General features: G+C 62.4%; 13 protein-coding genes. 11 read left to right on the forward strand and 2 right to left on the reverse strand.

What is annotated here, in order from left to right:
* The 9 genes from VFJ08_RS12685 to VFJ08_RS12725 all read left to right on the forward strand — a co-directional run.
* A partial coding sequence (locus VFJ08_RS12685; RefSeq protein ID WP_324997585.1) for a hypothetical protein occupies nucleotides 1-407 on the forward strand: 407 nt, incomplete at its 5' end.
* A complete protein-coding gene (locus VFJ08_RS12690) occupies nucleotides 404-1,204 on the forward strand; it encodes a hypothetical protein (RefSeq protein WP_324997586.1) in 801 nt (266 codons plus the stop codon). The genes VFJ08_RS12685 and VFJ08_RS12690, both read left to right, overlap by 4 nt.
* A 252-nt stretch (nucleotides 1,205-1,456) precedes the next feature.
* Nucleotides 1,457-1,840 (forward strand): hypothetical protein, encoded by a 384-nt coding sequence (locus VFJ08_RS12695; protein ID WP_324997587.1) that lies wholly within the window; start codon nucleotides 1,457-1,459, stop codon nucleotides 1,838-1,840.
* On the forward strand, nucleotides 1,828-2,574 hold the full coding sequence (locus VFJ08_RS12700; protein WP_324997588.1) for a hypothetical protein: 747 nt from the start codon (nucleotides 1,828-1,830) through the stop codon (nucleotides 2,572-2,574). Before VFJ08_RS12695 ends, VFJ08_RS12700 begins: the two co-directional genes overlap by 13 nt.
* A 568-nt stretch (nucleotides 2,575-3,142) precedes the next feature.
* Complete coding sequence (rpoZ, locus tag VFJ08_RS12705; RefSeq protein ID WP_324997589.1) at nucleotides 3,143-3,457, forward strand: DNA-directed RNA polymerase subunit omega; 315 nt, start codon at nucleotides 3,143-3,145, stop codon at nucleotides 3,455-3,457.
* Between the two features lie 96 nt (nucleotides 3,458-3,553).
* Nucleotides 3,554-5,713, forward strand: coding sequence for a bifunctional (p)ppGpp synthetase/guanosine-3',5'-bis(diphosphate) 3'-pyrophosphohydrolase (locus VFJ08_RS12710; RefSeq protein ID WP_324997590.1), 2,160 nt, complete (start codon nucleotides 3,554-3,556; stop codon nucleotides 5,711-5,713).
* A 78-nt stretch (nucleotides 5,714-5,791) separates the two neighbouring features.
* On the forward strand, nucleotides 5,792-6,184 hold the full coding sequence (locus VFJ08_RS12715) for a RidA family protein (protein ID WP_349257006.1): 393 nt from the start codon (nucleotides 5,792-5,794) through the stop codon (nucleotides 6,182-6,184).
* Nucleotides 6,162-8,282, forward strand: coding sequence for an ATP-dependent DNA helicase RecG (gene recG / locus VFJ08_RS12720; protein ID WP_324997591.1), 2,121 nt, complete (start codon nucleotides 6,162-6,164; stop codon nucleotides 8,280-8,282). The genes VFJ08_RS12715 and recG overlap by 23 nt, the downstream gene beginning before the upstream one ends.
* A 143-nt stretch (nucleotides 8,283-8,425) precedes the next feature.
* On the forward strand, nucleotides 8,426-10,474 hold the full coding sequence (locus tag VFJ08_RS12725; RefSeq protein ID WP_324997592.1) for a PhoX family protein: 2,049 nt from the start codon (nucleotides 8,426-8,428) through the stop codon (nucleotides 10,472-10,474).
* A gap of 43 nt (nucleotides 10,475-10,517) precedes the next feature.
* Here VFJ08_RS12725 and corA read toward each other — a convergent pair whose 3' ends face one another.
* Together corA and VFJ08_RS12735 are read right to left on the reverse strand one after the other, a co-directional pair.
* Nucleotides 10,518-11,606, reverse strand: a complete 1,089-nt coding sequence (gene corA, locus VFJ08_RS12730; protein WP_324997593.1) for a magnesium/cobalt transporter CorA — start codon at nucleotides 11,604-11,606, stop codon at nucleotides 10,518-10,520.
* Between the two features lie 63 nt (nucleotides 11,607-11,669).
* On the reverse strand, nucleotides 11,670-12,377 hold the full coding sequence (locus tag VFJ08_RS12735; RefSeq protein ID WP_324997594.1) for a ComF family protein: 708 nt from the start codon (nucleotides 12,375-12,377) through the stop codon (nucleotides 11,670-11,672).
* A gap of 67 nt (nucleotides 12,378-12,444) precedes the next feature.
* Here VFJ08_RS12735 and bioB point away from each other — a divergent pair, with 67 nt between their 5' ends.
* Nucleotides 12,445-13,482 carry a biotin synthase BioB gene (bioB, locus tag VFJ08_RS12740; protein ID WP_324997595.1) on the forward strand — a complete coding sequence of 346 codons (1,038 nt, stop codon included), beginning with the start codon at nucleotides 12,445-12,447 and terminating at the stop codon, nucleotides 13,480-13,482.
* Between the two features lie 19 nt (nucleotides 13,483-13,501).
* Nucleotides 13,502-13,898, forward strand: a 397-nt coding sequence (locus tag VFJ08_RS12745; RefSeq protein WP_324997596.1) for an aminotransferase class I/II-fold pyridoxal phosphate-dependent enzyme, incomplete at its 3' end; no start/stop codon positions are given.

Below are 13,898 nucleotides of genomic sequence, written 5' to 3' on the forward strand. Positions count from 1 at the left end.
GGGCCGAACTGGGCAAGCTCGGCTACGCGCGGGTGGGCTATAACTCCAACCTGCCGTTCACCGGCGACCACCCCATCGACGGACCGGAGCACAACCAAAGCATCGGGGTGCTGCAGCGGTTTAATGCGGATCGGGATTTTGATGCGGATAATCCACGTAAAAGTGGCAAGATCAAACGACTAAGAACAGCTTTGAAAGCACAATTTGGCGCAAAGGCCGATATTACAGAATTCGAAAAGTCTCAATCCGCTACTGCCCGCATCGACTACCTTGGCAACCTCACAGAAGCCGATCTGAAAAAAGCCGGCTTGTACTACCACGACCCCGACGATGGCGGCAAGACAAAGCCGGCATTGCTGCTGCCTTGCGGCAGCTATAAAACGAAATCAGCGTGTAATACACAATGATGAACTCTATCAGCACAGCACCTGTTCGAATGCGGCAATCATTTGCGGCACGCTGCGCTAGCCGCTGGGCTATTCGTATTACAGCGACGCTATTTTGCTTACTGGCCGTTCAAGGGTGCGCGGCCGGCGGCATGAAAGTTTCTGGCCGTGTAGTCGATGCCGAAACTGGGCAACCGATAGCCGGCGCTTATGTATATGGGCAAAGTGGCCATGACAACCATTGTCCGTTCGAGTTGGGAAGCTGCCGCTTTATTGTCGATGATGCTGCTTTGACACGAACCGATGCTAGTGGCCATTACGTATTCCAGGAGCGGTTTAATTTTGGAGGCACCTTTACTAGCAAGTCAGGTCGCATAATTGTTTATAAGCCGGGGTACGTAAGTGCTCCTAAAATGGTAGATCAGTCCTGGGATTATCAAGCAAAAGGTATTGGAACCCCGAAAAGCTTTGTCGCCACTACAATCGTTTCACAATATTTCTATGGAACAGGAAACTATAGAGATGATTATAGAGACAATCCTTTGAATCAAAATTCAAAAAATTATTATCTATCAAGCACATCAATTCGCGAACTTTCTCCATACTCATATCAATTTACACCACGTTTAGTATATTTGTTAAATGTAATAGGTGGTTTATCGTCAGGTAACAAAGCCATTTCGAAGCTTAAACGCGCGATGTATCAAGAGGCAAAGCTGTTAGCTCAGAATAAAGACGATCAAAAGATAACGCATGAAATTTGCCTGGAAGCATACGACTTGAGCACTACGAACAGCAATACGCGTTGCCCGCCTTGATTCTCCTCGGAAAAGGCACGGAAAATGGGTCAGGTTACGGCCAGGCGGAACCGGCCCTCCAGGTTGCGTCGATACAACCGCAAAAGCACAACATATTTTCCGTGCTTTTCAAAATATCATTGTTAGTGACGCTTTAGATCTGGTAAAACTCCAGAAAACAAGGTGTTGATAGATATGTATTTGCAATAAAGGAGGCGGGCAGTTCCGCGAGAGGCAGTAAAAGTAAAGAGGAGGCTAGGGTCGAGTCTACTGATGACTCAAAAACTATCCGAATTAAGTATACTTTCCGCTGAACTGCCCGGCGACCATCCGATCGACGGGCCGGAGCACAACCAAAGCATCGGGGTGTTGCAGCGGTTTAATGCGGATCGGGAAAGTAACCCGGTCGCTAAAGCTAGACGGCTAAGGGATTTTCTGAGTTCAGAAATCCCAATTTATGATCAGACAAACACCAAAAGTCTAAACTCGCACCCGAATCCAGCCAGCGATCGTATCAAATATCTCGGCAATCTCACCGAAGCCGACCTGAAAGAAGCGGGCTTGTATTACCACGATCCGGATAATGGCGGCAAGGCCAAGCCGGCGCTGCTGCTACCGTGCGGCAGCTATAGAACCAAATCAGTATGCGGCAATTAAAGCTTCAAGCGAGAGCGGTAATTATTGGAAGTAGGGACTACCGGGTCCTGCGACGCGCCTTCATCGCGGCGCTGACATTAGTCGCGGTTCAGGGCTGCGCCGCCGGTTCAGGACAACATGTTCATGGTCGGGTAATCGATGCCGACACCGGCCAGCCGATTCAGAATGCTTACGTGTACGCTCGTAGTGGCTATTATAAGTGTGGACCCGCTGAACTTGGAGGCTGTGGTTGTGTCACCGTCGATGCAGCCCTTACCCGAACTAACGCCGACGGGCATTACAGGTTCGAAAGACCTTTCAAGTTTGGAGGCGGGCTATTTAGCGATAAGTTTGGGACAGTGACTGTGTATAAGACTGGATATGAAAATACAAAAAGTAATTTTCAATCTGATAAGACATCTGGTTATAATATAAAATCTTTATTCAGTCAGTTTTTTTACGGTAGTGGTCGCTATGAAAGCTTATATAAAAGCTATAATATTAAATTAGATTCAAGAAAACAAAAACTTACTAATCAACCGATAAAAAGTTATGAAAAAAGGCCAAATATTACTCATCGATTATTGTATCTTATAAATGTATTAGCTGGACTTGGACCGCCAGCTTGTTTATATTACGGCAGCAATAAAGCAAAAATTATTTTTAATAAGTTTCAAGAGATAATAATTAGAGATGCCTTAAGTTTGATAAAGACTCCTCAAGACAAAAAAATAGTTGATACATATTTAAGATAATTCGAGTTCCCGGAACGGGGGGCAGCGAAGCGCGGGTTCCGGGGGTTCCGGGCGGGGTTCCGGGCGGGGTTCCGGGCGGGGTTCCGGGGACCGGGGTTCCGGGGACCGGGGTTCCGGGGACAGTATACTTAACTCTCGCTCCGGCGAGCGCGCGACCCATCACTTCGAGATCCCCTGGTGGCCGAATCGACGCGTAAATAATCGAGCCGCCGTTGAGTTCGGGCCGACGGCGCTCGGCGATCGTGCACGCGACCGGATTGGCGATACTGGCCGATCAGGCGCGTGATCTGCGCCCATGACAAAACAATAGGCGGCGTCGCGGGCCTCGAAGTCGACGGCTGGGCTGGCCGCCACAAACGCTCGAATGTCGTCAATGGTCTGGCGTCTCCGAGTTGGAAGTTTCACGATCATCCTCCGATGATTCCAAACTCCGGACCGCCTTCAGGCTCATGTCTGCCTGGAATCAGGCGCACTGCTCAGGCTCATGTGTCATTGGACAAGGCTCGGGCTGGCCGGCAAGCCCCAAACCCGTTAAAATACTCGATTGCGCTAAAAATGCGAGGTACCCATGGCGCGCGTAACTGTTGAAGATTGTCTCGATCACGTCGCCAACAAGTTCGAGCTGGCGACCGTCGCCTCCAAAAGGGCGCGTCAACTCGCGCGTGGCGCCCGCTCCGATCTCGCTTGGGAAGACGACAAGCCGACCGTGCTCGCCCTGCGCGAGATCGCCGAAGGCCGGGTGACCCGCGAGATTTTGGACGAGCCGGATTTGCCGCCGATGGTGTCGAGCATGGAGGCGCCGCGCCCGGCCGAGCCCGCCGAAGAAGATTTCCTGGCCGACGAGAGGCGCGGCGCGAATCGGGCCGCCGGCGCCGACGAATAAACGCGGCGGCGCGGGTGCGTTGCGGGGCGCACCCGGACGGTACGGCCGCCGGACGGCCGCTCGCCAGTGCCGCGCAATCGCAGTAATCTAGCGGCCATGGAACTGAGTGGCCTGACCCGTATCCAGAGTCGGATCCGTACCTCGCGCATATCGCGCGAGTACGGCATCGATGCGCTCGCCGAGCATCTGGAAACCTACATGACGGCGGAGCAGATCGCGCAGGTGCGATCGGCTTATGAATATGGTGCGCGCCAGCACCGCGGGCAGTTCCGCAAGACCGGCGAACCCTATATTTATCATCCGCTGGCGGTGGCCCGCATTCTGGCCAATATGCGCCTGGATGCGACCACACTGATGGCGGCGATCCTGCACGATGTGATCGAGGACACCGACGCCGCGCGCGACGAGGTGGCCCAGTGCTTCGGCAGCGAGGTCGCCGCCCTGGTCGACGGCGTGTCCAAGCTCGACAAGGCCCAGTTTCGCAGCCGCGAGCAGGCCACGGCCGAGAGTTTCAGGAAGCTCATGCTCGCCATGACGCACGATATTCGTGTGATCCTGGTCAAGCTCGCCGACCGGCTGCACAACATGCGCACGCTCGGCGGCATGAGCCCGGACAAGCGCGCCAAGATCGCGCGCGAGACGCTGGATATCTATGCGCCGATTGCGCGTCGGCTGGGGATCAACAGCATACGCGAGGAGTTGGAGGAAAAAGGCTTTGCCAACCTCTATCCGCGTCGCTATGAGGTGCTGCTGCGTGCGTCCCGTTCGATCACCGGCGACCGGCGCAGTCTGCTGCGCGAGATCGAGGAGAATCTGTCGCGCGCGGTGGCCGGCGAGGGGCTGACCGCCATGGTCCGGGGCCGGCGCAAGAATCTGTACAGCATTTATCGCAAGATGCGGGAGAAGCATCGGCGTTTTCTCGATGTCTTCGATCTATACGGCGTGCGCGTGATCGTGAACACGGTCGACGAGTGCTACCGCGTGCTCGGCATCGTGCATCATCGCTACCGGCCGATCTCCGAGCAGTTCAACGACTACATCGCCAACCCCAAGCTCAACGGCTATCAGTCGCTGCATACCACGGTGCTGGCGCGCGGCGGGATCAAGTTCGAGGTCCAGATCCGGACCCGCGAGATGGACCAGATCGCCGAATCCGGTATCGCCGCGCATTGGCAGTACAAGCTGGGCGATTCGGCCGGCACGCTCGGCACGCTGGATGCCGACGCCTGGCTCGGTCATCTGACCGAGATGAACGAGGGCGAGGGCGACTCGATGGTCTTCGTCGACAATCTGCGCATGGACCTGTTCCCCGACGAGGTCTATGTGTTCACGCCCAACGGCCAGATCATCCAGCTGGCCAAGGGCGCGACCTGTGTGGATTTCGCCTACGCCGTGCACACCGAACTCGGCAATCGCTGCGTGGCGGCCCGCGTCGACGGCCATCTGGCGCCGCTCAACAACCAGCTCCAGTCGGGTCAGACGGTCGAGATCATCACCGCCAAGCATGCCCGGCCCAACGCCGCCTGGCTGCATTTTCTGCGCACCGGCAAGGCGCGCTCGGGCGTGCGCAACTATCTAAAGAACCAGCGCGAGGACAAGGCGCGCGAACTGGGCCAGCGCTTGCTGGAGAAGGCGCTGGCGGATCTGGGATTGTCGCTGCGGCGCCTGTCGCGCAGCGACATCGACCGGGGTCTCGCCGAGATGGGCGAGGCCAGCCTGCCGGCGCTGTATGCCGCCATCGGGCTCGGCCGACGGCTCGCGCCGCTGGTCGCCCGGCATTTTCTGAGCGGCGATACGCCGGTGGCCGCGGGCAAGCGGGCCAAGCCGCTCGCGGTGCAGGGCACCGAAGGCTTGGTGGTCGAGTTCGCCAAGTGCTGCCACCCGGTACCGGGCGATGCCATCCACGGCCAGGCGAGCGTCGGCCGTGGCCTGGTCGTGCACCGCACCGGCTGTGCCTATTCCTCGCGCAAGGGCGCGTCCAACGACCGGGTCGAGCTGACCTGGGCCGACAACGTCTCCGGCGAGTACGATGTCGAGTTGCGCGTCGCCGCCGCCAACGAGCGCGGCCTGCTGGCGAATATCTCGTCGCGTATCGCCGACGGCGGCTGCAGTATCGAGAACGTCAACTTCCCCGAGCGCGGCGGCGCGCTGGTCACCATCCGTTTTTTGATCGGCGTGCGCGACCGCCAGCATCTGGCCAGCGTGATCCGGCGCATTCGGCGGATTCCGCAGGTGGAGAAGGTCGAGCGCAGCTAAGAACGCCTCGCCACCGCGCCTGGGCCGGGACGAAAAGCTGTGTAAAAATACAGCGTCTCGTTCGATTACGGAGTGTTCATGCAGCCTATCAATCATCAGATTATTCACACCGATGCGGCGCCTGCCGCGATCGGCCCGTACTCGCAGGCGGTCAGCGCCAACGGCACGATCTATGTCTCGGGCCAGATTCCGCTCGACCCGGCCACCGGCGAACTGGTCGACGGCGATTTCAAGGCCCAGGTCGAGCGCGTGTTTGATAACCTGGCCGCCGTGGCCGAAGCGGCCGGCGTCACGCTGGCGCATGTCGTGCGCGTCGGCCTCTACCTTACCGACATGGCGCAGTTCGACGTGGTGAACGAGGTCATGAAAGACCGGTTCGAAGCGCCGTATCCGGCCCGCGCGGCGATCGGCGTGGCTTCCCTGCCCAAGAACGCGGCCGTCGAGGCGGATGCCATCCTCGTCGTCGATTAAGAGCGTCCGGCCCGGATCGTCAGCCCCCGGGGCGAGCGCGGACGTCCGCCGGTTGTCGGGCGTCGGGCCCAAGCTGGCCGACCGCCTGGCCGATCTCGGCATCGTATCGATCGGCGACGTACTGCTGCACCGGCCGCTGCGTTACGAGGATCGCAGCCGGATCACGTCGGCGGCCGAACTCGCGCCCGGGCGCTCGGCGCTGGCCGTGGTCCGGGTCGAATCAGCCGAGGTGCGGGTGGGCCGGCGGCGCAGTCTGCTCGTGACCACTTCCGATGGCGTCGGGCGGCTGTGGTTGCGGTTTTTTCATTTCGGGCCCGCGCAACAGGCCCGGCTGGCGCCGGGCACATGGCTGCGGGTCTACGGCGAGCCCCGCGGCGGCGTCTACGGCGCGGAAATGGTGCACCCGGAGACCGAGATAGTGGCCGACGCCGCGGCCGGATACGATTTCGTGCCCTCGTTCACGCCGGTTTATCCGGCGGTTTCGGGGGTGACCCAGAAGCGCCTGCGCGATCTGGCCGGTCAGGCGCTGTCGCTGCTGGAGACGCCGGATTTTTGGCCGGAGGGGTTGCCGGCCCAGCTGACCGGTCCGGCGATCGCCATGCCGGCGGCCGAGGCGCTGCGGCGTATCCACGATCCGCCGCCGGGCACCGATCTCGCCGCGCTCGCCGAGGGCCGGGACCCGGCCTGTCGCCGGCTGGCGTTCGAGGAGCTGCTGGGCCATCAGTTGGCGCTACGCTCGCGCCGCAAGCGGATTCGTAGCGACCGGGCGCCGGCCATGACCGATGCCGGACGCGGCCTGGCGCCGTTGTTCGACGGCCTCGGCTTTACGCCGACCGACGCGCAACGCCGCGTGATCGGCGAAATCTTGGCCGATATGGCCGCGCCCGCGCCCATGCTGCGCTTGGTTCAGGGCGATGTCGGCTCGGGCAAGACCGTGGTGGCCGCCGCCGCCTTGCTCACCGCGATCGACAACGGCTGGCAGGGCGCTTTCATGGCCCCTACCGAACTATTGGCCGAACAGCATCACGGCGCGCTCTCGCGCTGGCTGGAGCCGCTCGGCGTGCCGGTCTGGTTGATCACCGGCAAACGCAAGAAGGACGATGACCTGTCCGCCGCGATCGCGGCCGGCACGCCCGGCGTGGCGGTGGGCACCCACGCGCTGTTTCAGAACGCGGTCGTGTTCGGCCGACTCGGCCTGGCGGTGGTCGACGAGCAGCATCGCTTCGGCGTCGACCAGCGCCTGGCGCTGCGCAACAAAGCCGGCGCGGGGCGCATGACCGCGCACCAACTGATCATGACCGCGACCCCGATTCCGCGCACGCTCGCGATGAGCGCCTACGCCGATCTGGACACCTCGGTGATCGACGAACTGCCGCCGGGGCGCACGCCGATCACCACCGTGGCCGTGCCCAACACCCGGCGCGCCGACGTCGTGGCGCGCATCGGCCACGCCGTTGCCGACGGGCGTCAGGTGTACTGGGTCTGTACGCTGATCGAGGCCTCGCACAAGCTCGAAGCCCAGGCCGCCGAGGCCGCGGCCGAGGCGTTGTCCGACGCGCTGGACGGGGTACGGGTCTCGCTGGTGCACGGCCGCATGAAGGCCGCGGACAAGGCGCGCGCCATGAACGCTTTCAAGCAAGGGCGGATCGACGTGCTGGTGGCGACCACGGTGATCGAGGTCGGCGTGGACGTGCCCAACGCCTCGCTGATGATCATCGAGAACGCCGAACGGCTCGGCCTGGCCCAGTTGCACCAACTGCGCGGCCGGGTCGGACGGGGATCGATAGCCAGCCACTGCGTGTTGCTCTATCAGGGGCCGCTGTCGGACACCGCCCGGGCGCGGCTGGTGGCGCTGCGCGACACCGCGGACGGCTTTGCCATCGCCCGTGCCGATCTGGAGCTGCGCGGGCCGGGCGAGGTGCTCGGTAAGCGCCAGACCGGGGCACAGGAATTCCGGGTCGCCGATTTGGTACGCGACGCCGATCTGGCCGAGTCGGCGCTCGCCATCGCCGACGATGTGCTGGCCCACCATCCGCGCGAGGCCGATCTGTTGATTGCGCGCTGGACATCCGCCGGGAGCGATTACGCGCGCGTTTGAGTCCAGAGTCTGAGCTCAGAGCCTATAGCAGCGCGCCGCGGCCGATAGAGCCGAAATGCGCCGGTGCGTTTCATCAAGCCGTCATCCGCGGCCGTCAACCTTGTCGTCTCGATCACGGCTCCACCGATAAGGGAAGACGCATCATGACCGATAACCGCCCGCCGTTTCGGCTACCGACCTACAAAATCGACGAAGAGCAGGCCAAGACCGATGAGCCGATCCGCTCGACCAGCGCCGCGCCCAGTATGGGCGATATGCTGGCCGCGCGCGTAAGCCGTCGCGCGACGCTGCGCGGCGGACTCGGATTGGCCGCGCTGACCATTTTCGCCGGCGCGGGCCTGGCCGGCTGCGACGACAACAATGATAATGCCGGAGGTGACAATGCCGGCGACGACATCGATTCCGGCGCATCGGGCGGCCAGAGCAAGCTGACCTTCGACTCGATCCCACACTCGACCGCCGACGAGGTGAGGTTGCCCGACGGCTATCGCTATCAGACGCTGCTGGCCTGGGGGACGCCGATTCTGTCGAGCGCCGCGGCGTTCGATCCGGCAACCAACACCGCCGAAGATCAGGCCGGGCAGACCGGTATGCATCATGATGGCATGTTCTTGTTCTCGCAGTCGGATGACATGAACGCCGGCATTCTGGCGATCAATCACGAAAACATCACCGCAGCGTTTCTTCATCCGGAAGGCCGCGCCGAAGACGCCGACGGCAAGCCGACCGATATCGCGCAGGTGCGCAAGGAAATGGCGGCCCACGGCGTCTCCATTGTTGAAATTAGCCAGGATCAGAACGGCGTATGGCGCCACGGTCTGGACGGGCGCAACCGCCGGATCACCGCCAATACGCCGATCACGATGTCGGGCCCGGCGGCCGGCTCGGAGTATCTGGTCACGCCGTACAGCGCGCAGGGCACGCGCACCCGCGGCACGCTCAACAATTGCGGCCGCGGCTATACGCCCTGGGGCACATATCTGACCTGCGAGGAAAACATCCAGGGTTATTTCGCAACCGCCGACCCCGATCCCGGCATGGATAAGACCCGCTACGGCATCGGCAACGGCGGCTCCAAGTTCTGGGACAACGTGGCCGGCCAAGCGGGTGACGATGCCGGTCGCTTCGCGCGCTTCGATGTGACCGCGAGCGGCAACGGGCCGAACGACGACTGGCGCAACGAATCCAACACCTTCGGCTGGGTAGTCGAGATCGATCCGAACGATCCGTCCAGCGAGCCGAAGAAACGCACCGCAATGGGCCGTTTCCGCCACGAGGGCGCCCAGCCCAGCCCGATCGTCGACGGTCGGCCGATCGCGTTCTACATGGGCGACGATGCGCGCGGCGAATACTGCTACAAATTCGTGACTGCCGACGCTTACATCGCCGGCCAGCCGATGCCGGACATGCTCGATCGCGGCACGCTCTACGCCGCCCGTTTCGACGATGACGGCACGGGCGAATGGCTGGCGCTCGACGTTGTGGCCAACGATAAGCTCGCGCAGGCATTCGACAGCCAAGCGCATCTATTGGTCAACACGCGCACCGCGGCCGACATCGTCGGTGCCACGCCGATGGACCGGCCGGAGTGGTCCGCGGTCGACCCGAGCAACGGCGAGATCTACTACACGCTGACCAACAACAGCGACCGCGGCGCGAAGGGTGAAGAACAGGTAGATGCCGCCAATCCGCGCGTCGACAACACCTACGGTCATATCATCCGCCAGACCGAAGCCGATGCCGATCCGGCGGCCGTCACCTTCACCTGGGACATCTTCGTGTTCGGCGCGCCGGCAGCCGCCGGCGACGATCTCAACCGGTCCGGGCTGACCGCCGCCAATGATTTCGGCAGCCCCGACGGTCTCTGGTTCGATCGTCGCGGCGTGCTCTGGATTCAGACCGACAACGGCGGGAACAAGGTTTCGCAGGCCACCAACAATCAGATGCTGGCGGTCATTCCGGCCGATCTGTCCGACGATCGTGTGATCCGAGCCGGCAATCAGGCCAGCCTCAAGCGCTTCCTGGTCGGGCCCAAGGGCTGTGAGATAACCGGCAGCGAACTATCGGCGGATGCCAGGACGCTGTTCGCCAACGTACAGCATCCGAGCGGCACCTTTCCGGACGGCCATACGCCCGCGCGTTCGACGACGTTGGCAATTCGAAGGAACGACGGTAAGGAAATCGCGATCTGAATACGAGCGGTGACTCGAAAGATCTCTTGGCAGGGCGCTGGGCTCAGAGCCAGCGCTTGCGCCTGAAATAGATCAGCATGGCGATCACGGCCACGATCATCACGCCCAGCAAGATCGGATAACCGTAGCGGTAGGACAGCTCTGGCATGTTCCAGACATACTTGGTATCGAAATTCATGCCGTAGACGCCGACTAGAAACGACAGCGGCATGAACACGGTGGCGATCAACGTGAGCACGCGCATGACATCGTTCATCCGCGCCGAGGCCAGCGACAAATGGGTGTCCAGCAGCGAGGCCGCGGTATCGCGATAGCCGTCGCACAGATCGAGCACGCGCTTGGCGTGGTCCTGCATGTCGCGGAAGTACGGCCGGTTGTCGGCATGAATGAGCCGATGCTCCAGGCCGACCAGGCGCATCAGCGCCTCGTTCTGCGACAACAACACCTTGCGCAGCCCGATCAGCCGGCGCCGAATATCGTGGATCGCGCCGACCAGGTCATCGCTGCGGTCGTCGAAGACCGTTTCCTCGAGCCCGTCGAGTTCGTCGTTATAGCGGGCGAGCACGACGAAACCGGAATCGACCACCACATCCGCCAGGCAATAGCCCAGATAGTCCGATTCGGCATAGGTGATCCGGCCGTGGGCGGCGTGAATACGCTCGCGCACCGCGGCGAAGGCATCGTGGCGGCCGGCATGGAAGCTCAGCACATAGTTCGGGCCGATGAACAGGCTGATCTGTTGGATCGCGATCGCATGGTCCACCACGTGCGGCAGCGCCAGCGTCATGAATAGGGTATCGCGATAAACATCGATCTTCGGCCGCTGCCCACGATTGAGCACGTCCTCGAGGGCCAACGGATGCAGATCATATTTCTTGCCGAGCCGGGTCAGCTGGGCCGCGCTGACATCGCCTTGGAAATGCAGCCAGGCCAGGGCGTGATCGCTGGCATCCGGTAGCGGTTCCAGCATGGGCTCGAAATCGGTATCGCGGCGTTCCTGCGGCGAGTGGCCGCCGCCGAAATCCATCCGATAAATTGTCAACCCGCCTACCCGTTCCTCGGGCTCGGGATCGACCAATTTGCCTGGCCGCCGCCCCGGCTCGTGCGAGCGCGACAATAGATAACTGAGCATAAGTCACCTTTTTGATGCCCGGGCAATACTAGCAGCGATACGGGCGCGCGAGCCGTGCTCCGGTCAGGCCCGGGCCACGCAGTAGACCGCCACGCTGGCCGCCCCGGCGGCGCGGGCGCAGCGCGCCAGCGCGCCAGCGGTACGACCCGTGGTCATCACGTCGTCCACGAGTGCCACGTGTCGCCCGGTGAGATCACGGCGCGCGGCGAACGCGTCGCGCACATTGGCCGCGCGCCCGGCGGCATCGAGCGTGCTCTGGCGCGGGGTGTCGCGCAGCCGGACGAAGGCCGAGCGCTCCAGCGGCCATCCGAGACGATGGGCGAGCCGGGCGGCGATACGTTCGGCCTGATTGAAACCGCGCCGGCGAAAAGCCGCCGGATGCAGGGGCACCGGTGCAAGCAGGTCCGGCGTCGGCGGCGCCGAGTCAGCAATCTGATCGGCAAGCAGATCGCCGAGCACGCGGGCATGGGGCAGATGCCGATGATATTTAAGGCCGCCGATCATCCAGGCGATTGGTTGACGATAATAAAAAGCGGCGCGCGCCCGATCGAAGCGCGGGCGCCGCGTACAATCGGCACAAATCCGCGACGCCGCGGCCGCGGCCAGCGGGACGGCGCAATAGGCGCACTGAGCGCCCAAAAACGGCAGTTCGCCGCGACAGCCGGCGCAGATGCCGGCCTCGGCGCCAATCGCGGTCGCACAGATCGGACAACGCGGCGCCAAGCACGCGTTCTGTATTATTTTTGACCAGTCGTAAAGAAACGAGTGCATTTCGGGTTGACGGTTGATGGCGCCTGCTTAAAGCTGTCGGCGCTGCCTCATCGAAGTCTATCCTGCCATGAGCGATACCCATCAAGCCGGCGCGCTGCGCCACGACTGGACGCGCGACCAAGTCGAGGCTCTGTTCGCGCTCGATTTTCCCACGCTGATCCATCGTGCCCAGCTCGCGCACCGGGCGCATTTCGATGCGCGCGACGTGCAGCTTTCCACCCTGTTGTCGATCAAGACCGGCGCCTGCCCCGAAGACTGTGCTTACTGCCCGCAGAGCATCCGTTTCGCCACCGGGCTGGAGCGCGAGGAACTGCTGCCGAGGCAGCACGTGGTCGACGCCGCGAAACGCGCCAAGGCCGCGGGGGCCACGCGTTTTTGCATGGGCGCGGCCTGGCGCAGCCCCAAGGACAAGGATCTGGCGGAAGTCATCGCGATGGTCGAAGCGGTCAAGGCCGAAGGGCTGGAAACCTGCGTTACGCTCGGCATGCTCAAGGCGCGCCAGGCCGAGGCGCTGGCCGCGGCGGGGCTGGACTACTACAACCACAATCTCGATACCTCGCCCGAGTACTACGAGGAAATCATCTCCACCCGCACCTATCAGGATCGGCTCGATACCTTGGACCATGTCCGCGACGCGGGGCTGAAGGTCTGCTGTGGCGGCATCGTCGGCATGGGCGAGCAACCCACGGATCGCGCCGAGATGCTGTGTCAGATCGCCAACCTGCCCGAACACCCGCAGAGCGTGCCGATCAACAATCTGGTACAGGTCGAGGGCACGCCGCTGCACGGTATCGATGCGATCGACGAGCTGGGTTTCGTACGCACGATCGCCGTGGCTAAAATCATGATGCCGGCGTCCTATGTGCGGCTCGCTGCCGGCCGCGAGGAGATGTCTGAGGCGGTCCAGACCCTATGTTTTTTAGCCGGTGCGAACTCGATCTTCTACGGCGACGAACTGCTGACCACCGCGAATCCGGCGCACCAAGCCGATCTGGCGCTGCTCGACAAGCTCGGCATGCGGGCCGAGGCGAGCCCGAAATACACCGAACTCGAGGCGGGCGAAGCGCCGGACGTCGGACGGGCGCCGCAAGCCGCGCGCGCCTGAGGCGCCGGTCGGAGTCGGCATGAATTCACTGCGCCGGGCGTGTCGTGCGCGTGTTGCCGAAATCGACGAGCAGGGCCGGCGCCGGCGCCGGCGCGTCATCGAGGGCGGCCACGGCGCGCATGTCGTCGTCGACGGCCGCGCCGCGCTCAATTTCTGCAGCAACGATTATCTGGGCCTGGCCGGCGATCCGCGCCTGGCCGAGGCGATGGCCACGGCCGCGGCGCGTACCGGCGCCGGCGCCGGCGCCTCGCAAATGGTGACCGGGTACAACGCCGAGCACGCCGCCCTCGAATCCGAACTGGCCGACTGGGTGGGACGCGAGCGCGCGCTGGTCTTTTCGACCGGCTACGCCGCCAACGTCGGTACCATCGCCGCGTTCATGACCAAGCGCGATCATATCGTCGCCGATGCGCGCA

Origin of the sequence: Salinisphaera sp., from assembly GCF_035690525.1 — a bacterium.
In the GTDB taxonomy this organism is placed as follows: Bacteria; Pseudomonadota; Gammaproteobacteria; order Nevskiales; family Salinisphaeraceae; genus Salinisphaera.

Excerpts from the sequence above, each read along its gene's own strand:
- VFJ08_RS12690 (WP_324997586.1), top strand. The coding sequence starts at position 404 with ATGATGAACTCTATCAGCACAGCACCTGTTCGAATGCGGCAATCATTT.
- VFJ08_RS12695 (WP_324997587.1), top strand. The coding sequence starts at position 1,457 with ATGACTCAAAAACTATCCGAATTAAGTATACTTTCCGCTGAACTGCCC.
- VFJ08_RS12700 (WP_324997588.1), top strand. The coding sequence starts at position 1,828 with ATGCGGCAATTAAAGCTTCAAGCGAGAGCGGTAATTATTGGAAGTAGG.
- rpoZ (WP_324997589.1), top strand. The coding sequence starts at position 3,143 with ATGGCGCGCGTAACTGTTGAAGATTGTCTCGATCACGTCGCCAACAAG.
- VFJ08_RS12710 (WP_324997590.1), top strand. The coding sequence starts at position 3,554 with ATGGAACTGAGTGGCCTGACCCGTATCCAGAGTCGGATCCGTACCTCG.
- VFJ08_RS12715 (WP_349257006.1), top strand. The coding sequence starts at position 5,792 with ATGCAGCCTATCAATCATCAGATTATTCACACCGATGCGGCGCCTGCC.
- recG (WP_324997591.1), top strand. The coding sequence starts at position 6,162 with ATGCCATCCTCGTCGTCGATTAAGAGCGTCCGGCCCGGATCGTCAGCC.
- VFJ08_RS12725 (WP_324997592.1), top strand. The coding sequence starts at position 8,426 with ATGACCGATAACCGCCCGCCGTTTCGGCTACCGACCTACAAAATCGAC.
- corA (WP_324997593.1), bottom strand. The coding sequence starts at position 11,606 with ATGCTCAGTTATCTATTGTCGCGCTCGCACGAGCCGGGGCGGCGGCCA.
- VFJ08_RS12735 (WP_324997594.1), bottom strand. The coding sequence starts at position 12,377 with ATGCACTCGTTTCTTTACGACTGGTCAAAAATAATACAGAACGCGTGC.
- bioB (WP_324997595.1), top strand. The coding sequence starts at position 12,445 with ATGAGCGATACCCATCAAGCCGGCGCGCTGCGCCACGACTGGACGCGC.